The organism is Burkholderia sp. S-53 (genome assembly GCF_025560745.1).
In the GTDB taxonomy this organism is placed as follows: domain Bacteria; phylum Pseudomonadota; class Gammaproteobacteria; order Burkholderiales; family Burkholderiaceae; genus Burkholderia; species Burkholderia pyrrocinia.
Genome location: NZ_CP090483.1, coordinates 1,296,783 through 1,317,783 on the forward strand (window position 1 = coordinate 1,296,783; position 21,001 = coordinate 1,317,783).

The window sequence follows — 21,001 nt, forward strand, 5'->3', positions numbered from 1 at the left end:
CTGGCGCGTCAGTGGCGCGCGAACAGTTCGCGCGGCCGGCGCAGCCGCAACGCGCACGCCGACCAGTACGCGGCGGCGGTCGTCAGCCCGAACGCGCCGAACGCGAGCGCCGCGAAGCCCGCGAGCGACTGGCCGTCGCCGCCGGAGCCGAGGATGCCTTGCGCGACGATCAGCGCGGCCGTCCAGAAGGCGATCACGGCCTGCGTGAGCAGGCGCGCGGACGCGACGCGGCGCGGGCGTCCGGCCTCGGCCAGGCGGCGCGCCGACGGCCGGCGCAGGCACAGGAACAGGGTGGCGGCGAGCAGCGCGGCCAGGGCGATGAGCCAGTCGACGAGGAAAGCCATGAGGGAAAAGGGGACACGTACGAAACGGATTGAAGCGTGCCCACTTTAGTGACGTCGCGCGTGCGAGTGAATCAGACAAATCCGAAATTGAAAGGCATTTTTAATCACGGGTCGTCATTGGGCCTGTTCCACAGGCGGTATCATCGACGTCGGTCCAACCACGAGGCCGTGCGACGCGCGGCCGGAGATTGCTGATGAACATGAAGACATCGCGGGCGCGTCGCGTGCCCGGGTTCGCACTGGCGGCCGTGGCTGCCGGTGCGCTGCTGCTGCTCGCGGGCTGCGAGAAGTCCGGCGCGCCGGTCGCCCAACCCGATACGGCCGCGAGCGCGGCCGCCGATGCCGCGAACAACGCGGCCAAGGCGCTCGACCAGGTCGCGAGCACCGTCAACCAGCAGATCAACGCCGCGAAGGCCGGTATCGCGTCCGCGGCGTCGGCCGTGCCGCCGTTGTCCGCGAGCGGTCTCGCGTCCGCTGCGCAGGCGCAGATCGACGCGGCGGCTTCCGCGGTCGTCGGGCACGCGGCGTCGGAAGCCGGTGCGAAAATCGCGGAAGCCGGCAAGAAGCTCCAGCAGTGGAGCCAGCAGAACGCTTCGGGCGCGAAGCCCGCAAGCGGAGAATGATGCGGGCTTGCGCAATCCGCAAAATGTAATTATTATGGTTACATATTGTCGCCGGCCGCAGTCCGGGCCGGCGTCGTCGAGTGAGTCAGGAATGAATACCAGCAGCCGGTTCGCGTTTGCCGTCCACGTGCTCGCCTTGCTGTCGATGCAGGAAGGCGTACCGCTGTCGTCCGACATCATCGCGGGCAGCGTGAACACGAATCCGGCGCTGATCCGCCGGCTGCTGTCGATGCTGGCAGCCGCGGGGCTGACCACGTCGCAGCTCGGCGCGGGCGGCGGTGCGCTGCTCGCGCGCGAGCCCGGCGGGATCACGCTGCTCGACGTGTATCGCGCGGTCGACGATGCACAATTGTTCGCGCTGCACCGCGAGGCGCCGAATCCCGCGTGTCTCGTCGGGCGGCATATCCAGGGCGTGCTGATCGACTACATCGGCGACGCGCAGCGCGCGATGGAGGCATCGCTCGCCACGCGCACGCTGGCCGACGTAACGGCGGATGTGCTGGATCTGGAGCAGCGTACGCAACGGGCAGGGCGCACCAGCGGGTGACCGGCGGCAGGCAGTGCAGGAAGCCGGGCGGCGCGCAGGCGCGGCGATCGGCGCAACGGGGGATTCGCCCTGTTTTTTTTCGGTCTTATATGTAATCAATTCGGTAACATTTTTCGGAGAATCATGATGACGCAACGTACCTTGAATATCGCGCTGTTCGGCGCCACCGGCATGATCGGCTCGCGCATCGCAGCGGAAGCCGCACGGCGCGGCCATCGCGTGACCGCGCTGTCGCGCAATCCCGGTGCGGCCGGCGACGGCATCACCGCGAAGGCGGCCGACCTGTTCGACGCGGCCAGCATCGCGGCCGTGCTGCCGGGCCATGACGTCGTCGCGAGCGCGTACGGCCCGAAGCAGGACGATGCGGCGAAGGTCGTCGCGGTGGCGAAGGCGCTGGTTGCCGGCACGCGTCAGGCGGGCCTGAAGCGGCTCGTCGTGGTGGGCGGCGCCGGTTCGCTCGAAGTCGCGCCCGGCAAGCAGCTGGTCGACAGCGACGGCTTCCCGGAAGCGTACAAGGCGGTCGCGCTTGCGCACCGCGATGCGTTCGATTACCTGAAGACGGCCGGCGATCTCGACTGGACGTTCTTCGCGCCGGCCGCGATGATCGCGCCGGGCGAGCGCACGGGCACATTCCGCACGGGTGCCGGCAAGCTGATCGTCGACGCGCAGGGCAACAGCAAGATCTCGGCGGAAGACTACGCGGTCGCGTTCGTCGATGCGCTCGAGCAAGGAAGCTTCGTGCGCGAGATCGCGACGGTCGCGTATTGAGCGGTCGGGCGGCTGGCGACGCGTGAGGGCCGGCCTGGCCCGGCCGCGGCGTGCAAGCCGCAACGGGCGGCACTGGAGGCGATTCCACCTTGACGGGTGGAGTCGCCTTTTTCGCCTGGACGGACGCGTGCCGGCGCGCGGCGGATGCTCGTACCGGATTGGTATTTATACCGGTCGACGCAGACAGGCGGTTTCCATATTGTTCCCCGTTGTGCAGCATGCATAGAATAAATTTCTATCTACGAGGGACTGGAGAAATGGACGCCATCGATCGCAAGCTGCTGGAGCTGTTGCAGGCGGATGCCACGCTGCCGATCGCGGAACTGGCGCAGCGCGTGAACCTGTCACAGACGCCGTGCTGGAAGCGCGTGCAGCGGCTGAAGGAAACCGGCGCGATACGCGCACAGGTTGCGCTGTGCGATCCGCGCAAGCTCGGAGTCGGCACGACCGTGTTCGTCGCGATCCGCACGAACCAGCACACCGAGGAATGGGCGCAGCGTTTCACGCAGGCCGTGCGCGACATGCCGGAAGTGGTCGAGGTCTACCGGATGAGCGGCGAGACCGATTACCTGCTGCGCGTCGTCGTCGCCGGCATCGACGACTACGACCGCGTCTACAAGCAGCTGATTCGCGCGGTGCCGCTGTTCGACGTCAGCTCGTCGTTCGCGATGGAGCAGATCAAGTATTCGACCGCGCTGCCCGTGCGCGATCTTGCCGAGCCGGCTTGACGCGCGACCGACGCGGCACCGTTGCGGATCGCGCCGGCGGCGCGGACTCAGCGGCCGCGCGCCAGCGCGCGCGCACGTTCGTCGGCCAGCGCGTCGCGGCGCACGAAATCCGCGACGAACGGGCTGGCCGGATGGTGATGCAGCGCATACGGCGTGTCCCATTGCGCGAGCTGGCCGTCCTTCATCACGCCGATCCGGTCGGCGATCGCAAACGCTTCGGCCTGGTTGTGCGTGACGAGGATCGCGGTATGGCCCGTGCGCTTCAGGATGTCGCGCAGCTCGAACGCGAGCCGCTCGCGCGTATCGACGTCGAGATTCGAGAACGGCTCGTCGAGCAGCAGCAGTTCCGGCGACGGTGCGAGCGCACGCGCGAGTGCGACACGTTGCTGCTGGCCGCCCGACAGTTCGTGCGGATAGGCGCTGCCGGATTCGGCGAGGCCGACGAGTTCGAGCATATCCGCGACGCGTGCCAGGCGTTCGGCCTTCGGCAGGCGCCGCAGGCCGAACGCGACGTTGTCGGCCGCGCTCAGGTGCGGGAACAGCGCGTAGTCCTGGAACATCATGCCGATGCGCCGCCGCTCGGGCGGCACGTCGAGCGACGGCGCCGCGACGGGCGCGCCGTCCAGCACGATGCGCCCCATGCGCACGGGTTCGAAGCCGGCGATCGCGCGCAGCACGGTGGTCTTGCCGCAGCCCGATGCGCCGAGCAGGCAGCCGATATCGCCGCGCGGCAGCGCGAGGCTCAGCCCGTCGACCACCGTGCGGCGGCCTTGCGGCGTGTCGTAGGCGACGCAGAGGTCGTCGAGTTCGAGCAGGTTCACGGGTTCAGGCTCCGATCTTGTGGCGGGTGCGGGCGAGCAGGATCACGGGCACGAGCCCGGCCAGCACGATCGCGAGCGCGGCGACCGCGCCTTCCTCATAGGTGCCGCGCGCGGCTTCCGCATACAGCCAGGTCGCGAGCGTGTCGAAATTCAGCGGACGCAGCAGCAGCGTCGCCGGCAGTTCCTTCATCGCGTCGACGAACACCAGCAGCGCGCTCGTCGTGAGCGCGGGCCGCAGCAGCGGCAGGTGCACGCGGCGCAGCGTGCCGCCGGCCGTCTCGCCGAGCGAGCGCGACGCCTGCTCGAGCGACGGCGGGATGCGGGCGAGGCCGGCCTCGATGCTGCCGGCCGGAATCGCGAGAAAGCGCACGGTGTAAGCGATCACGAGCGCGGTCGCCGAGCCCATCAGCATCAGTCCGTCGCGGCCGAGCATCGCGCCGAACAGCCGGTCGGCCGCCGCGAACGGGATCAGCAGGCCGATCGCGAGCACGGTGCCCGGCACCGCGTAGCCGAGGCTCGCGATCCGTGCACACACGCGGGCAGGGCCCGCGCGGGCGCTGTCGCGTTGCGCGCGCGCGGCCCATGCGACGACGAGCCCGCATGCGAGCGTCGCGGCGGTCGCGGCGGTGGCGATCGTCAGAGTGTTCGCGAGCCCCGTCATCAACTGTGCGGACACGCCGCCGACGAGATGCAGCCGCTTGCCGGTCTCGACCGCGAGGTACGCGGCCGGCGCGCCGAAGCCGAGCAGCACGGGCAGCCAGCCGAGCACGGCGGCGCCCAACGCGGCCGCGCCCGTCAGTTGGCGCGCTGCGATCGGCCGCATGCGCCGGCCATGCGCGTAGCGCTGGCGGCGGCGCCCGTAGCGTTCGAGCACGATCATCCCGACGACGATCGCGAGCATCGCGAGCGCGATCTGCGCGGCGCCGGCGAGATCGGAGCGCGTGATCCACGTCGTGTAGACGGACACGGTCAGCGTCTGCACGCCGAGGAATTCCGACGCGCCGATGTCGTTCAGCGTTTCGAGCAGCGCGAGACTGACGCCGACCGCGATCGCGGGCCGCGCGAGCGGCACGACGACACGCCAGAACGTCGTGACGCGCCCCGCGCCGAGCGTGCGCGCGGCTTCGAGCAGGCTCGCGGACTGCGTGACGAACATCGCGCGCGTGCTCAGGTACACATACGGATACAGCACGAAGCCGAGCACGAAGATCGCGCCGGGCAGCGAACGCAGGTCCGGCAGGCGGAACTGGCGCGGGCTGTCGAAGCCGAGCAGCCAGCGGATCGCGCCCTGGACGGGGCCGATCGGGTGCAGCAGGTCGAGATACGCGAACGCGACGATGTAGGTGGGGACCGCGAGCGGCAGCAGCAGCGCCCACGTCAGCATCCGGCGGCCGGGAAAGTCGTAGGCGGTGACGAGCCATGCGCAGCCGGTGCCGACGATCGACACGATCGCGCCGACGCCCGCGAGCAGCAGCAGCGTATTGACGAGCGCCTGCGGCAGCACGAATTCGGCGAGATGCCGCCAGTGCGCGAGATCGGCGTCGAACGCGGCGGCCACGAGTACCGCGAGCGGCGCCGCGACCGCCGCGGCGATCGCCAGCGCCGCGAGCAGCCACAGGCTGCCCGAGCGCGGCCGCAGGCGCGGCCGATACGGCTGGCGGCGCGCGCCGGCGGACGATACGTCAGTTGTCAAAGCCGACCTTGTCGACGAGCTGGCTCGCCTGCTTGCGATGCTTCGCGATGTCCGCCAGCGGCAGCGGATCGACCTTCAGCGTGCCGAAGCTCGCGATCACCGGGTCGAGCTTCACGTTCGCGCGCACCGGGTATTCGTAGTTCGCCTGCGCATACAGTGCCTGCGCTTCCGGCGACACGAGGTACTCGAGCAGCTTCACCGCGTTGGCCTTGTGCGGCGCGTGTTTCGCGACCGTCGCGCCGCTGATGTTCACGTGCGTGCCGCCGCTCTTCGCGTTCGCGAACGTCGGCCGCACGACCTTGATCGCGTCACCCCACTTGCGCGCGTCGGTGCCCGGCTCGGCATTCTTCATGTGGCCGACGTAGTACGCGTTCGCAAGGCCGACGTCGCAGATGCCGCCGAGGATGTCGCGCGCGACGTCGCGGTCGCCGCCCGTCGCCTTGCGCGCGAGGTTCGCCTTCACGCCGCGCAGCCATTTCTCGGTCGCGGCTTCGCCGTCGTGCGCGATCATCGCGGCGACGAGCGCCGTGTTGTACGGATGCTGGCCCGAGCGGATGCAGACCTTGCCCTTCCATTTCGGATCGGCGAGATCCTCGTAGCGGAATGCGTCGACCTTCAGGTCCTTTTCGACGTACAGCACGCGGTCGCGCAGCGACAGCGCGTACCAGTCGCCGTTCGCGCCGCGCAGGTTCGCGGGAATCGCGTCGTCGAGCGCCTTCGAGCGCACCGGCTGCGTGAGCCCGCCGTCGACGAGATCGAGCAGGTTGCCGACGTCGACCGTCATCAGCACGTCGGCCGGCGACTGCGCGCCTTCGGCCTTCACGCGCTCGAGCAGGCCGTCCTTCACGAACACCGTGTTGACCTTGACGCCGCTCTGTTGCGTGAACGCGTCGATGAGCGGCTGGATCAGTTTCGGCTCGCGGGTGGTGTACAGGCTCACTTCCTCGGCCGCATGGGCCAGCGGCGCGAATGCGGCCGCGGCAAGGGCGAGGGCGCCGGCGAGCGGCAGCAGGCGGGTGCGCGGATTCGACATGGAGACTCCGATGGGGCAGGTGGACGAGGGAGCGTTCCGGGGCGCGCCTGCCGCCCGAGCGACCCGGAACATTACATAATGAAAGACTCCGGATTCTAGATCGAAATGGGAACGATTATCAAATGAAAGCTTGCGGCGAGCGGCAGGGGAGGCAGGGGCGGGGATCGGAAACGGGACGGCGCGGCGGTGGCGCAAGCGCGTAGAATGCCCGCTTCGACGAATTTGACCGGAGACGTACCGACCATGAACGATCAGCGCAAGAAGAACCCTGTCCGCAACGTGAGCATCCTGATCGTCGTGGCCGTGCTGCTCGTGATCGGGACGATCCTGTACAACGCGGTTTCGCAGAAGCGCGCGTACGACGAGGCCCACCCGGCCGAGGCCGCGAGCGCGGCATCGCACTGACGTGCCGGTGCGCGGCCCGGCCGGGCCGTGCGCATCGCGCAAGCGAAGGGGGGGAAGTCCGCGGCTGCGCGGCGCGGCAGGCGCCGCGCGGAGCCGGGAAAGAAGCGGGCGCCGAAACCGGCGCGCCGCGCAGGCAGGTCAGCCGTGCGTCAACGTGACGCAGGTGCGAACTTCGGGCGGATCCGTGCGTAGAACACGACCGCGAGCAGCGCGAGCCACGCCGCGCCGACATACAGCGCGACACGCGTATCGTCGAACCAGCCGAGCATCACGATCACGAAACCCATGAACGCGATCGTCAGTGCCGGCGCCACCGGCCACAGCGGCACCTTGAACTTCAGCGCCGCGACTTCGGCGCTCGACAGGCGGCGGCGCATGGCCACCTGCGACAGCAGGATCATCAGCCACACCCACACCGTGGCGAACGTCGCGATCGCCGCGACCACCAGGAACACGTCCTTCGGCATCAGGAAGTTGAGCAGCACGCCGACGAGCAGCGCGCCCGCCATCACGAGCACCGTGACCCACGGCACGCCGTGCCGCGACGTCGTCATCAGCACGCGCGGCGCCTGGCCCTGCCGCGCCATCCCGAACATCATCCGGCCCGCGCCGAAGATGTCGCTGTTGATCGCGGAGATCGCCGCGCTGATCACGACCAGGTTGAGGATCGTCGCGGCCGACTTCACGCCGAGCGCCGAGAAGATCTGCACGAACGGGCTGCCTTCGTTACCGACGCCCGTCCACGGGCTGATCGACATCAGCACGACCATCGTCAGCACGTAGAACAGCAGGATGCGCGCGGGCACCGCGTTGATCGCGCGCGGAATCACGCGCTCCGGGTCCTTCGCTTCGCCGGCGCTCATCCCGATCACCTCGATCCCGCCGTACGCGAAGATCACGACCGACAGCGACGCGATCAGCCCGCCGACACCGTTCGGCAGAAAGCCCCCATGGTTCCACAGGTTCGCGAACGTCGGCACGTCGGCCGAACGGCCGAAATGCATGCCGGTCAGCAGGATCGCGACACCGCCGCCGATCATCGCGACGATCGCGCCGACCTTGATGATCGACAGCCAGAATTCGAGCTCGCCGAACACCTTCACGTGGCACAGGTTCAGCCCGCAGATGATCGCGACGACCCCGAGCACCCAGATCCATTGAGGGACGTCCGGAAACCAGAAGCCCATGTAGATGCCGAACGCGGTGATGTCGGCGATCGCGACGATCACCATTTCGAGCGTGTAGGTCCAGCCCGTGACGAATCCCGCGAACGGGCCGAGATTCTCGGTCGCGTAGTGGCCGAACGAGCCGGCGACGGGTTCGCGCACGGCCATCTCGCCGAGCGCGCGCATCACCATGTAGACGGCCGCGCCGCCGAGGATGTACGCCAGGATCACGGCCGGGCCCGCGAGCTGGATCGCGGACGCCGAACCGTAGAACAGGCCGGTGCCGATCGCCGAACCCAGCGCGAGAAAGCGGATGTGCCGCGCGCTCAGATGGCGCTGCAAGTTTTTCATCGAGTCTCCGATATCGTTATGCGACGGACCGGGCGAGCGGGACCGGTCCGATTGGCTCAAGTTGTCTATACAACTTGAATGTGAACGAATGATAACAAGCCGGGCCCGGTAACCGGAATCGGGTATTCCCTGACTGGCGCGACGAGCGGAATACGGCGTGGGGCAGTCGCGCGGCGGATGCGCGGGCCGCGTGGAGCGGGCGGGTCATGCTTCGGGGGATCGCTGAATCGGGGAACGCCGGTAGCCGAGCCGCGTCGTGCGCGGGCCGGCCACCGGCGGGAACAGTCGGGCAGGGTCAGGCGGGCAGGCGGATCATGCTTGCGTCCTTGCGGATCAGCAGCGACGACGCGAGCATCTGCTTGCACTGGTGCGCGAGCACCTTCAGGTCGTGCGTGAGCTCGGCGCCGACCGCAGCGGATTTTTCCGCGGACACGACCATCGCGTCGAGATCGCGCGTGATCTGCTTCGACGCGTCGAGCTGATCGGCGGGCGGCGGCTCGCCGGCCTCGGCCTTCTCGAGATTGTCGAGCACGGCGGCGAGGCCGCGCTGCAGCGCGTCGTCATGGACGAGGCCGCCGTCGGCCGCGCACGCGTTGCGGATCAGCGGCGCGGCGGCCGTGATCTGCGCGCCGAGCACATGCGTCTGCACGAGCAGGTCGTTCAGTTCGGGCACGAAACGCTGATGCGCCTTCGGCTCGATCATCATCCGCTGGAACGCCTGCCCGAGGTTCGCGAATGCGATATGCACGTCCTTGCGCGCGAGGCGGTAGCGGTAGTCGTCGTCGAGGCTCGTGGCCGGCGTCTCGACCGCCGCGGCGATGACCGGCACCACGGCCGCGCCGTCGGCGGTGGGCACGGGCGGCGACGACACACCGCGACCGGCGCGCCACACGGCCTCGAAATACTTGCGGGTCGCGGTGAGCATGTCGGCGACCTGTTTGCCCATCAACCGGTATTCCCAGTACGGGAACAACCGGCTCGCGGCGATCGCGATCATGCAGCCGACCACCGTGTCGATCGCGCGCTCGCCGATGATCCGCATGCTGCCCGGCGCGAGCAGGTGGAACATCAGCAGCACGTACGACGACGTGAATACGACGCTCGCCGCGTAATTGAACAGCAGCAGGCTGTAGCTCATCACCATCGACCCGAACATGATCGCGATCAGCAGGTGCGGCTCCTTCACCGTGTAGATCAGCGCGATGCTCGCCGCGCAGCCGATCAGCGTGCCGATGATCCGTTGCGCGTTGCGCTGCTTGGTCAGCGAATAGCCGGGCTTCAGGATGATGATGGTCGTCATCACGATCCAGTACGCGTTCGTGAGCGGCAGCAGCCGGCCGAGCCAGAAGCCGACCGCGACCGCGATCGTCACGCGCAGCGCGTGGCGGAAGCTCGGCGAGCGCATGTTCAGGTTCGAGAAGATCAGCAGCGGCGACATCCGGCGGCGCTGCAGGAAGCGCGTGAGCGCCTTGTCGATCTTCAGTTCGGTCTGCTGCGGATCGGCGTGGCCCGACAGGTTGCGGCGCATCCGTTCGATCAGGCGCGTCGCACTCCAGATACGCCGGAACGTCGCGAGCACGGCCGCATACGCTTCCGCGTTGGTGGCCGCGAAGTTCTTCTTGCGCATCAGCTCGATCTCGTACTCGATCGCGCGCAGTTCGGCCTTCACGCTGATCCGCGAATGCGGCGCGCGGTTCTCGAGCACCGCGAGACCGATCTCCTCGAGATCGGCAGCCGCCTTGCGGATCAGGTCGCGGTAGAAAATGATGAGATCCGAGCCGCCGAACGTGTTGCGCACGAGCGGGTAGTCGGTGTGCGCGCCGACGAACAGCTCGTGCAGGTCGACGCTGTTGATGAACAGGTTGTACATCGTCGTGCGGCCGGGATCGAGCTTGCCGCGCCTCAGCTTCGGCAGGTTGCGCAGCACGATGTCGCGCGCGGTTTCCTGCGTTTCGACCGCGGTGATCTGCCTAGCGACGAGATTGCGATAGCACTCGTCGAGATCGGCATCGAGATCGTAGAACTGCGCGCGCGCGAGCAGGTAGTCGGCGCATGCGAACAGGCTCTCGGCCAGCGCCTGCTGCTCGATCCGGCGCGCCTGCCACTGCGACACGAGCGTGGCCCAGTACGTATACCAGAGGCCGCCCGCGAGAATCCAGCCGGCGTTGACGAACGCCTGCAGCGGCGTGAATTTCTCCTCGAGCGTCATCACCATCATGAACAGCGTCGCGAAGCTGATCTGCGGCCAGCGGTTGCCGTAGACGACGATCAGCGACAGCACGAACGTGAGCGGCACGATCGTGAGCCACAGCGCGAAGATGTTCGGTGTCGCGAGCCCGGTGGCGAGCGCGGCCAGGAAGCCGATCACGCTGCATGCGAGCATTTCGTTGTGCTTGTACTTGAGCGGGCCCGGCATGTCGACGACGCATGCGCCGAGCGCGCCCGTCGAGATCGTGAAGCCGAGCTCCCGGTTGTGAAACACGATCAGGCACAGCACGGCCGGCAGCGAAACGCCGACCGCGATCCGCAGGCCGCCGAAAAAGTACTGGCTGTAGAAAAACTTTCTGATTTCGACCGAATAGCGCATCGATGGGCTGAATGGCAGACGAAGAGGCCCGGGGGCGGCGTGTTGACTGGCGACGAGTCTATCGTATTTCGCGTTCCGCAAAACCTGGCTTTCCGGACGAGGCTCGCGGCGGCGGCCCATTTGCTATCCTTGGGGACCCTGTTCGCCCGGCCCGGCCGGCGCGAGGTCCCGACGCCTGCCTCATGCTCCATCTCTTCTATTCGAATCGTCACGAAACGCTGGCCGACGCGCTGCTCGAGGATCTGGCCGCGTTCCCGGCCCGCAACGGCCCGTGGGCGCAGCAGCAGGTCATCGTGCCGAGCGCGGCGCTGCGCCGCCGTCTCGAGCTCGACATCGCCGCGCGCAACGGCGTGTGCGCGAACGTCGAGTTCACGTATCTCGCGCAATGGCTGTGGGCGCAGATCGGCCGCGTGATGGAGGTGCCCAAGCGTTCGCCGTTCGCGCCCGACCGCCTCGTGTGGCGCTGCTACCGGCTGTTCGCGCAGGCGGCCGACGGCGCGCCGTGGCTCGCGTCGCCGCGGCTGGCCGCGTATCTGTCCGCGTCCGACGATGCGATGCGCTACGAGCTCGCGCATCGCGTCGCGGCCGTGCTCGATCATTACCTGACCTATCGTCCCGAATGGCTGGCCGCGTGGCAGGCCGGCGAGTCGGTTCTCGCCGGCGACGGCGCACCGCGCGGGATCAGCGACGCCGCGCGCGACGACGAGCGCTGGCAGGCCGCGCTGTGGCGCGCGCTGCTCGCGGAACTGAGCGACAGCGGCACGCCGCCCGCGCACCGTTTCCTCGTCGAAGCGCGCCATCTCGATGCCGATGCGGTCGCGCGCGTCGACTGGCCGGAATCGGTCAGCGTGTTCGCACTGCCGACGATGCCGCCGCTGCACGTCGCGCTGCTGCGCGAGCTGTCGCGCTGGATCGACGTGCGCGTCTATGCGCTGAACCCGTGCCGCGAGTTCTGGTTCGACATCGTGACCGCCGCGCATGCCGAGGCGCTCGATGCGGCCGGGCGGCTCGACTACCAGGAAGTCGGCCATCCGCTGCTCGCCGAGTGGGGCCGGCAGACGCAGGCGCAACTGCACATGCTGCACGAACTGACTGAAAGCGCCGCGTCGGGCGATGCGTCGCGTTTCGTCGAGAATCCCGCGCCGACGTGGCTCGCGCGCGTGCAGAACGCGATCCTCGAGCTTCAGCCGGAGGCCGAAGCCGGCGACGCGCCGGCCGAGCGCGGGATCGAGGTGCATGTATGCCACAGCCTCGCGCGCCAGCTCGAGGTGCTGCACGACCGGCTGCTCGCGTGGTTCGACGCGGACGCGAGCCTGCAGCCGTCCGACGTGCTCGTTGCGGTGGCCGACCTGGCGGCGGCCGGGCCGCTGATCGATGCCGTGTTCGGCACGGCCGGCGCCGGCGGCGCGCGCGTGCCTTACCGGATCACCGGCCTGCCGCCGTCGCAGGCGAACCCGGTCGCGCGCGTGCTGCTCGACTGGCTCGCCTTGCCGGACCGGCAGGTCGGCGCGCCGGAGCTGGTCGAGTGGCTGCGCGTCGACGCGGTGGCGGCGCGCTACGGCATCGATGCGGCCGCGCTCGAGACGGTGCAGACCTGGCTCGCGGCCGCCGGCGCGCGGCGCGGGCTGTCGCCGCTCGCGAGCGACGACGCGGCCGTGCCTTCGCCGCGCCATACGTTCTCCGATGCGCTTGCGCGACTCTTTCTCGGCTATGCGATGCCCGAAGGTGCGGCGCCGGTCGGCGCGTGGCTGCCGATCGAGGCGGCCACGGGCAGCGAGGCCGAGCTGCTCGGCCGGCTCGCGCGCTTTACCGACGATCTCGACGGCTTCGCGCGGCGGCTCGCCGAATCGCACACGCCGCGCGGCTGGAGCGAACTGTTCGCCGACACGCTCGCGCGCTTCTTCGATTCGGGCGCCGCGTATGCGGACGCGCTTGCCGGCGTGCGCGACGCGCTCGACGCGATGCTGGCCGCGATGACGGAGGGCGCGCCCGACGAAGCGTTGCCGGCGGCCGTCGTGCGCGCGGGGCTGACCGCGGCGCTCGACGATCCGGCGCGCGGCGGGGTGCCGTGGGGCGGCGTCACGTTCTCGTCGCTGACGAGCCTGCGCGGCCTGCCGTACCGCGTCGTCTGCCTGCTCGGGATGGACGACGGCGTGCTGCCGAGCCTCGCGCGCGCGGACGAATTCGACCTGATGGCCGTGATGCCGAAGCTCGGCGACCGGCAGCGCCGCGACGACGAGCGCAACCTGTTTCTCGACCTGCTGCTCGCCGCACGCGACCGGCTGCTGATCGCGTACACGGGCCGCAGCATCCGCGACAACGCGCCGCTGCCGCCCGCGGCGCTCGTCGACGAACTGCTCGACCATCTCGCGCTCGTCACGGCCGGGCCCGACGCGGCGCCGGACGCCGTCGATGCCGCGCGGCGCGCGTTCATCGTCGAGCATCCGCTGCAACCGTTCGCGGCCGCGTATTTCCATCCCGGCAGCGGGCTCGTTTCCTATGACGCCGAGCGTGCGGCGCTCGCGTCGCTGCTGGCCGCCGATGCGTCGCGCGACGGGCCGCGCGAACTGCCGTTCTTCGCGCAGCCGCTGCCGGCCGAACCGGTCGAGCCCGTCGCGTTCAGCGAATTCGAGCGCTTCTGGCGCCATCCCGCGCGTGCGCTGCTGCGCGCACGGCTCGGCATCGTGCTCGCCGACGCACAGGCCGAATTGCTCGACAGGGAGCCGTTCACGCTCGACTTCGCCGGCAGCGACGCGCTCGCCGAACGCGTGCTGCCGCTCCTGATCGAATCGGACGACGGCGCCGTGCACGATCATGCGCTGCGCATTGCCGATGCGAGCCCCGAACTGCCGGGCGGCGCGACGGGCGCCGTGTGGCGCGACCAGGCGCTCGGGTCGATGACGCAGCTTGCGTCGCATGTGCGCCGTGCGCTGGCCGACGGCATCGAGCGGCGGCCGTTTTCGCTCGTCATCGTGCCCGCGTGGCCCGATACGGAACAGGCGCTGTTCGGCGCCGACGACGCGATGCTGTCGGGCGACGCGGTGAGCGCGCCGCTCGAGCTGCACGGCACGCTGAACCGGCTCACGCCGGCCGGGCAGATCATCTACCGCTATGCGCGGCCGAGCGCACGCGACTACCTGTCCGCGTGGCTCGCGCATCTCGTGTACTGCGCGGTCGAGCCGGGCGGCCCGCGCCGTACGCTATGGTTCGGCAGCGGCGGCGCGTTCGAGCTCACGCCGGTCGCGGCGCCGCTCGAACGGCTCGCGCCGCTTGCCGCGCTGTTTCGCGCAGGGCGGCGCACGCCGCTGCGGTTTTTCCCGCGCAGTGCGTGGGCGCGGGTGTCCGACGGCGAAGCCAAGGCCGCGAGCGTCTGGATCAACGAGCGCGTCGTGAGCGAAGCCGACGATCCGGCCATCGCGATCGCGTGGCGCGGTGCGCATGCGTCGCTCGACGAGCCGTTCGGCACGCTCGCGCGGCTCGTGTTCGAGCCGCTCGTCGAACATCTGAAGGAGGTCGCATGAGCGCCGTGTCGCAGCCGCAGCCGGCGCTCGAACTCGACGTGTTCGCGTGCCCGCTCGACGGCGTCAACCAGATCGAGGCATCGGCCGGCACCGGCAAGACCTGGAACATCTGCGCGCTGTATGTGCGCCTGCTGCTCGAAAAGGATCTCGGTGCAGACGAAATCCTCGTCGTGACCTTCACGAAGGCGGCGACGGCCGAGCTGCACGAGCGGATTCGCGGCCGGCTCGCGCAGCTTGCGCACGTGCTCGACACGGGCGACGACGGCGGCGATCCGTTCATTGCGCGCCTGCTCGAGACCACGCTCGGCGAAGACGGCTCGCTCGATCCCGAGACGGCCGCGAAGCGGATCCGGCGCGCGCTGCGCGCGTTCGACCAGGCCGCGATCCATACGATCCACGCGTTCTGCCAGCGCGCGCTGCAGGAAGCGCCGTTCGCGGCCGCGATGCCGTTCGCGTTCGACATGGAGGCCGACGATGCGTCGCTGCGCTTCGAGCTCGCGGCGGACTTCTGGCGCACGCGCGTCGAACCGGCGGCCGCGCGCTGGCCGGGCTTCGCGACCTGGCTCGTCGAATCGGGCGCCGGCCCGGCCGCGCTCGATGCGCAGCTCGCGCGGCGGCTGAAGAAGCCGCTCGCCGCGCTGCGCTGGGACGGCGTGACCGAGCCGGACGAATCGGCCGAGGCCGCCGCGGCCGAATGTTTCGCCGAGGCGGCGCGGATGTGGGCGGCCGAGCGCGACGCGATCGATGCGTTGCTGCGCACCGCGCAGCCCGCGCTCAACCAGCGCTCGCACAAGCCCGACGCGGTCGCCGATGCGCTCGCCGCGTGGGCCGCGCATTTCGCGCAGGGCGACGCGACGGCCGCGCTGCCGAAGGCCGCACTGAAGCTCACGCGCACCGCGCTCGTGAAAGCGACGAAAAAGGGCGGCGCGACCCCCGAACACGCGTTCTTCGACGTGGCCGACGCGCTCGAAGCGGCCGTGGCCGCGGCCGAAGCCGCGCAGCGCGCGCGCTGGCTCGCGCTGATCGCCGAATGGCTTGACATGGCGCCGGGCGAACTGGCCGAGCGCAAGCGTACGCGGCGGGTCGTCTCGTTCGACGATCTGCTCGCGAACCTGTACCACGCGCTGCATGCGCATCCGTGGCTCGCGCAGACGCTGCGCGCGCGCTATCCGGCCGCGCTGATCGACGAGTTCCAGGATACCGACCCGCTGCAGTTCGCGATCTTCGACCGCATCTTCGCGCCGGGCGGGCCGCTGTTCCTCGTCGGCGATCCGAAGCAGGCGATCTACAGCTTCCGCGCGGCCGATCTGCATACCTATCTTGCGGCACGCGAGAGCGCGAGCGCGTGCTACACGCTCGCGGTCAACCAGCGCTCGACGCCCGCGATCGTCGATGCGTGCAACCGCTTCTTCATGTCGAATCCGCGCGCGTTCGTGCTCGACGGGCTCGACTACTACGCGGTGCGAGCCGGCACGCGCGTGCGTGCGCCGTTCGTCGACGAAACCGATCCGGGCCCGGCCGGCGATTTCCGGGTCTGGGCGCTGCCGGGCGGCGAAGGCACGTTGCTCAAGCGCGACGCGCAGGCGCAGGCCGCCCAGGCCTGCGCGGCCGAGATCGCGCGGCTGATGCGCGGCGCGCGCGAAGGGCGCGTGCGGCTGGGCGACACGCCGCTGTCGCCGGGCAACATCGCGGTGCTGGTGCAGACGCACCGGCAGGGCAGTCTCGTGAAGCGTGTGCTCGCCACGTGGGGCATCGGCAGCGTCGAACTGGCGCAGGCCTCGGTGTTCTCGACCGGCGACGCCGAGCAGCTCGAACGCGTGCTGGCGGCGATCGATGCGCCGGGCGACCTGCGGCGTCTGCGCGCGGCGCTCGCGGCCGACTGGTTCGGCCTCGATGCCGGCGCGCTGTGGCGAATGGAACAGGGCGACGGCGATGCGTCGCACGAAGCGTCGGCGGCCGACAGTGCCGACGCGATGAGCTGGGTCGAGCGTTTCTCGCGCTATCGGCTGCTGTGGCGCGAACGCGGTTTTGCGGTGATGTGGCGCACGTTCACGCGCGAGCTGCGGATCGCCGAGCGGCTGATGGCCGGCGCGGACGGCGAGCGCCGCGTGACCGACATCAACCATCTGGCCGAGCTGACGCAGGCGCGCGCATCCGCGCAGCCGGGCATCGCGCCGACGCTGCGCTGGCTCGCTGCGCAACGGCTCGACGGCGGCGGCGAGGAAGCGCAGTTGCGTCTCGAATCCGATCGCAACCTCGTGCAGATCGTGACCGTGCACAAGTCGAAGGGCCTTGAATACGCGATCGTGTTCTGTCCGTTCCTGAACGACGGCGGCCTGCGCGAGCCGCCGGCGTCCGCGTTGCCCGATGCGCGCGAGTATCACGACGACGCGGGCGACGCGGTGCTGCATTACGGATGCGACGACGAGGCGGCCGCGCACGCCGCGCGGCAGGCGCTGCGCGAGCAGGCCGCGGAACGCGCGCGGCTCGTCTACGTGGCGCTCACGCGCGCGGTCTATCGCAGCTACGTCGTCGCCGGGCCGTACCAGTCGTCGCGCTCGACGCGCGAAGCGCGGCGCAGCGTGCTCAACTGGCTCGTCGCCGGCGCCGGCCAGTCGTTCGATGCGTGGCTCGACGAGCCGCCCGACGAAGCCGCGCTCGATGCCGCGTGGCTTGCGCTCGCGGGTGGCCCCGTGAGCGTCGCGCCGCTGCCGGTGCCCGCGCGCCGCGAGCGCCTCGCGGCCGGGCACGACGCATCGCAGACGCTCGCGGCGCGCCATGCGACGCGCGTGCTGCGCGATGCGTGGCGGATGGCGAGCTTCAGTTCGCTGACCGCGTCGATGGCGCGCGAGGAGGCCGGCGTCGCAGCCGTGCCCGACGACGAGCTGCGGCCCGATCACGACGCGCTTGCCGAGGTGGCGCCGGACGGCGAGTTCATCCTGGCCGATACGGTTGCGCCGGAACCGCCCGACGACGATATCCTCGTGTTTCCGCGCGGCGCAGCGGCGGGCGAATGCCTGCACCGCCTGTTCGAACTCAGCCGGTTCACGGAGCCCGAGTCGTGGCACAAGGCCGCGCTCGGCGCGCTGCACGACCGGCCGGTCGAGGCCGAGCCCGAACTCGCGACGCGCCTGCCGGCGATGATGGCGCGGCTCGTCGACGACGTCGTGCGCACCGAGCTCGTGCCGGGCATGCGGCTCGCCGAGCTCGATCCCGCGAAGCGGCTCGACGAAATGGGGTTCCTGTTCCCGGCACCGTCGCTCGACCTGGCGGCGCTGCGCCGGCTGCTGGTCGCGCACGGCTACCCGGACGTTGCACTGGAGGCGGGCATGCTCGCCGGTTTCATCAAGGGTTTCATCGACATGATCGTCGAACACGACGGCCGCTTCTGGATCGTCGACTGGAAGTCGAACCATCTCGGCACGACGCCGGACGCCTACGGCCCGCGCGCGCTCGACGTCGCGATGGCCGATCACGCGTATCACCTGCAGGCGCTGCTCTACACGGTCGCGCTGCATCGCTACCTGCGCGGGCGGCTGCCCGATTACGACTACGACACGCATATCGCGGGCTACCTGTACCTGTTCATACGGGGCGTGCGGCCCGACTGGCGCAGCGGCGGCGCGCCGGCCGGCGTGCATGCGCGGCGGCCCGAACGCGTGCTCGTCGACGCACTCGACCGGATGATGGAAGGGGGCCGCGCATGAATGCGTCCGACGACTTGCTCGAATTTACCGGCGGCCTCGTCGCGCGGCTGCCTGAGCCCGCCGATTTCGGCATTGCGCTCGCGGAAGGCTTCGCGCGCCGCATCGGCGACCTCGCACGCCGCGCCGGCGCACCGGCCGCGGCCGCGCGCTGGGCGGCGCGCGCCGCATTCGCGACGAGCCGCGCAACCGCGGGCGGCCACGTGTGCGTCGCGCTCGGCGCGCTCGCGCAGCGCTACGAAGAACCGCTCGACGACATCCGTGCGGCGCTTGCCGCGAGCGGCGTGGTCGCGTTCGGCACGCTCGCGCGCGGCGACGAGCGGCCGCTGATCGTCGACCGGCACGATCACCTGTACCTGTCGCGCTATTTCGACTACGAACGGCGGCTGGCCGATGCGCTCGTGGCGCAAGCCGGCGTCGCGGCGCCGGACGACGGGATGTCGCCCGACCGGTTGCGCGACAACCTCGCGCGTTACTTCGGGCCCGCGACCGGCGACGTCGACTGGCAGCGCGTTGCGGCGATCGTCGCGCTGACGGGCCGCGTGACGATCGTCAGCGGCGGTCCCGGCACCGGCAAGACGACGACCGTCGTCGGCGTGCTGGCCTGCCTGCTCGATGCGCATCCGGGGCTGCGCATCGCGCTGGCCGCACCGACGGGCAAGGCCGCGCAGCGGATGCAGGAAGCGCTGCATGCGCGGGCCGGCGACCTGCCGCCGGAACTCGCGGCGCGCCTGCCCGACACGTCGTACACGCTGCATCGCCTGCTGGGCGGCGGCGGGGCGGCCGGCTTCCGGCATCATCGCGACAATCCGCTGCCGTACGACCTGATCGTCGTCGACGAGGCATCGATGATCGACGTCGCGCTCGCCGCGCACCTGCTCGACGCGCTCGCGCCGGGCGCACGGCTCGTGCTGCTCGGCGACAAGGATCAACTGGCCGCGGTCGAGGCGGGCGCCGTGTTCGCGGAGCTGAGCGCGCGGCCGGCGTTTACCGCCGCGGCGCGCACGCGCATCGCGCAGGCGCTCGGCATCGACGAGGCGGCGTTCGTCGCGGCGTTGCCGATGCCCGACGAAGCCGCGACGGCGACTGTGCCTGCCGTGAATCCGGTTTCCGCTGCGGCACCGGCCCAGGCTTCCGCTTCGGCATCTGCCGCCGCTTCGCGCAAACGGGCGTCACGTCCGCGCGCCGATGCGCGACAGGCGTCGCTGTTCGACGACGAACCGCAGGACGACGCGGTTGCCGCGGCCGACGTCGCGCCATCGCCGTCTGCGGGTCCGGCATTGACCGATGCCGACGATATCGGCGATGCGGGTGGTGCCCCCGCATGGATCGAGGTCGACGAACTCGCGTGGCTCGACGCCGTCGAGCTGCCGCCGTTCGACGCCGGCGACGCGGCGCTTGCGTCGGTGACGTCGACATTGCCCGGCGAACCCGCTGCGTCGCCTGCCACATCCGCACCGGCACCGCTCGCCGACTGTGTCGTGTGGCTCGAACGCAATTACCGCTTCGGCCTCGATTCGCCGATCGGGCGGCTGTCGCTTGCGATCCGCCGCGGCGACGTGCAGGCCGCGCTCGATGCGCTGCCCGCGGACGACGCGGCTGCCGCGTCGTTCCACGACGATGCGGGCGAGTCGCTTGCGTCGTCGACGGTCGAGCGGCTCGCGCGGTGGTTCGGCGCATACCTCGATGCATTGCGCGGCGTGCTGGCCGCGCCGGTACCCGATCCGCTGCCGCTGTTCGACGCGCTCAACCGGTTCCGGATCCTGTGCGCAACGCGCAGCGGCTTGCGCGGCGCGGAGCACGTCAACGCGCTCGTGGCCGCGCACGTGCGGCATGCGGCGCGCGTGCCGCTCGCGGTCGGCGCGCACTGGTTCACCGGGCGGCCGATCATGGTGACGCGCAACGACTATGCGCTCGGGCTGTTCAACGGCGACATCGGCATCGCGTTGCCCGACGCGCACGGCGTGCTGCGCGTGTGGTTCAGGCGTGCGGACGGCACCGCGCGCGCAGTGTCGCCGGCCGCGCTGCCGCCGCACGAAACGGCGTTCGCGCTGACGGTCCACAAATCGCAGGGCTCCGAATTCGACGAAGCCGCGCTCGTGCTGCCGGCATCGTTCGGCCGCGTGCTCACGCGCGAACTCGTCTATACGGCCGTCACGCGGGCACGCACGCGGGTGCAGGTGATCGGGCCGCGGCGCGTGCTGGCGCAGGCGGTCGCGACGCGCACGCAGCGCGATTCGGGGCTCGCGGCCCGCGTCGACGAGGCGCTCGCACGGCGACGCACGGAGGCTTCGCGATGATGATTCGCTATACGCTCGATCCCGCCGAAGTCGAATGGACGGCCGTGCGCGCGCAGGGCGCGGGCGGGCAGAACGTGAACAAGGTATCGAGCGCGATTCACCTGCGTTTCGACATCCGCGCATCGTCGCTGCCGCCGGTCATCAAGGAGCGGCTCCTCGCACTGTCCGACCAGCGCATCACGCGCGACGGCATCGTCGTGATCAAGTCGCAGGAATACCGCACGCAGGAGAAAAACCGCGAAGCCGCGCTGGCGCGACTCGATGCGCTGATCGCCGGCGTCGCGTTCACGCCGCGCGCACGGGTCGCGACGCGGCCGACGCGCGCGTCGAAGGAGCGACGGCTCGAACACAAGTCGCGCCGCAGCGCGGTGAAGTCGGGAAGAGGGAAGATAGTCGACTGACGAATGGAT

Annotated in this window: 15 protein-coding genes; 9 read left to right on the top strand and 6 right to left on the bottom strand. The window is 70.2% G+C overall.

Features of this window, described 5'->3' with window-relative positions; all coding sequences use genetic code 11:
- Nucleotides 1-8 precede the first annotated feature (8 nt).
- Nucleotides 9-344 (bottom strand): hypothetical protein, encoded by a 336-nt coding sequence (locus LXM88_RS11095; RefSeq protein ID WP_262542172.1) that lies wholly within the window; start codon nucleotides 342-344, stop codon nucleotides 9-11.
- Between the two features lie 194 nt (nucleotides 345-538).
- On the opposite strand from LXM88_RS11095, the gene LXM88_RS11100 reads away from it, so the two are divergent.
- From LXM88_RS11100 to LXM88_RS11115, 4 genes are all read left to right on the top strand, one after another.
- Complete coding sequence (locus tag LXM88_RS11100; protein WP_262542174.1) at nucleotides 539-967, top strand: hypothetical protein; 429 nt, start codon at nucleotides 539-541, stop codon at nucleotides 965-967.
- A gap of 91 nt (nucleotides 968-1,058) precedes the next feature.
- Complete coding sequence (locus LXM88_RS11105) at nucleotides 1,059-1,514, top strand: Rrf2 family transcriptional regulator (protein WP_262542175.1); 456 nt, start codon at nucleotides 1,059-1,061, stop codon at nucleotides 1,512-1,514.
- A 126-nt stretch (nucleotides 1,515-1,640) separates the two neighbouring features.
- On the top strand, nucleotides 1,641-2,282 hold the full coding sequence (locus tag LXM88_RS11110; RefSeq protein ID WP_262542177.1) for an NAD(P)-dependent oxidoreductase: 642 nt from the start codon (nucleotides 1,641-1,643) through the stop codon (nucleotides 2,280-2,282).
- 257 nt (nucleotides 2,283-2,539) lie between these two features.
- Nucleotides 2,540-3,010, top strand: a complete 471-nt coding sequence (locus tag LXM88_RS11115; RefSeq protein ID WP_011351482.1) for an Lrp/AsnC family transcriptional regulator — start codon at nucleotides 2,540-2,542, stop codon at nucleotides 3,008-3,010.
- 47 nt (nucleotides 3,011-3,057) lie between these two features.
- Here the strand turns inward: LXM88_RS11115 and LXM88_RS11120 are convergent, their stop codons facing one another.
- The 3 genes from LXM88_RS11120 to LXM88_RS11130 are packed head-to-tail and all read right to left on the bottom strand — an operon-like array spanning nucleotide 3,058 to nucleotide 6,557.
- Nucleotides 3,058-3,831, bottom strand: a complete 774-nt coding sequence (locus tag LXM88_RS11120; RefSeq protein WP_262542192.1) for an ABC transporter ATP-binding protein — start codon at nucleotides 3,829-3,831, stop codon at nucleotides 3,058-3,060.
- 4 nt (nucleotides 3,832-3,835) lie between these two features.
- The gene (locus LXM88_RS11125; RefSeq protein ID WP_262542194.1) at nucleotides 3,836-5,524 is read right to left on the bottom strand and encodes an ABC transporter permease; all 1,689 of its coding nucleotides are present in this window, start codon (nucleotides 5,522-5,524) and stop codon (nucleotides 3,836-3,838) included.
- On the bottom strand, nucleotides 5,514-6,557 hold the full coding sequence (locus tag LXM88_RS11130; RefSeq protein ID WP_262542196.1) for a Fe(3+) ABC transporter substrate-binding protein: 1,044 nt from the start codon (nucleotides 6,555-6,557) through the stop codon (nucleotides 5,514-5,516). Before LXM88_RS11130 ends, LXM88_RS11125 begins: the two co-directional genes overlap by 11 nt.
- Before the next feature lie 243 nt (nucleotides 6,558-6,800).
- Here LXM88_RS11130 and LXM88_RS11135 point away from each other — a divergent pair, with 243 nt between their 5' ends.
- Nucleotides 6,801-6,962 (top strand): hypothetical protein, encoded by a 162-nt coding sequence (locus tag LXM88_RS11135; protein ID WP_262542199.1) that lies wholly within the window; start codon nucleotides 6,801-6,803, stop codon nucleotides 6,960-6,962.
- A gap of 149 nt (nucleotides 6,963-7,111) precedes the next feature.
- Here the strand turns inward: LXM88_RS11135 and LXM88_RS11140 are convergent, their stop codons facing one another.
- Nucleotides 7,112-8,479 (bottom strand): amino acid permease, encoded by a 1,368-nt coding sequence (locus LXM88_RS11140; RefSeq protein ID WP_262542202.1) that lies wholly within the window; start codon nucleotides 8,477-8,479, stop codon nucleotides 7,112-7,114.
- A gap of 295 nt (nucleotides 8,480-8,774) precedes the next feature.
- Nucleotides 8,775-11,066: an FUSC family protein gene (locus LXM88_RS11145; protein WP_262542205.1), complete on the bottom strand. Its 2,292-nt coding sequence runs from the start codon at nucleotides 11,064-11,066 to the stop codon at nucleotides 8,775-8,777.
- Between the two features lie 182 nt (nucleotides 11,067-11,248).
- On the opposite strand from LXM88_RS11145, the gene recC reads away from it, so the two are divergent.
- From recC to arfB, 4 genes are read left to right on the top strand one after another with little or no spacing between them, the layout of a single operon-like run.
- On the top strand, nucleotides 11,249-14,587 hold the full coding sequence (recC, locus tag LXM88_RS11150; RefSeq protein WP_262542208.1) for an exodeoxyribonuclease V subunit gamma: 3,339 nt from the start codon (nucleotides 11,249-11,251) through the stop codon (nucleotides 14,585-14,587).
- Complete coding sequence (gene recB / locus LXM88_RS11155) at nucleotides 14,584-18,294, top strand: exodeoxyribonuclease V subunit beta (protein ID WP_262542210.1); 3,711 nt, start codon at nucleotides 14,584-14,586, stop codon at nucleotides 18,292-18,294. The genes recC and recB overlap by 4 nt, the downstream gene beginning before the upstream one ends.
- Nucleotides 18,291-20,591, top strand: a complete 2,301-nt coding sequence (locus LXM88_RS11160) for an AAA family ATPase (protein ID WP_262542213.1) — start codon at nucleotides 18,291-18,293, stop codon at nucleotides 20,589-20,591. Before recB ends, LXM88_RS11160 begins: the two co-directional genes overlap by 4 nt.
- Nucleotides 20,588-20,992 (top strand): alternative ribosome rescue aminoacyl-tRNA hydrolase ArfB, encoded by a 405-nt coding sequence (gene arfB, locus LXM88_RS11165; RefSeq protein WP_096472899.1) that lies wholly within the window; start codon nucleotides 20,588-20,590, stop codon nucleotides 20,990-20,992. The genes LXM88_RS11160 and arfB overlap by 4 nt, the downstream gene beginning before the upstream one ends.
- Nucleotides 20,993-21,001 lie beyond the last annotated feature (9 nt).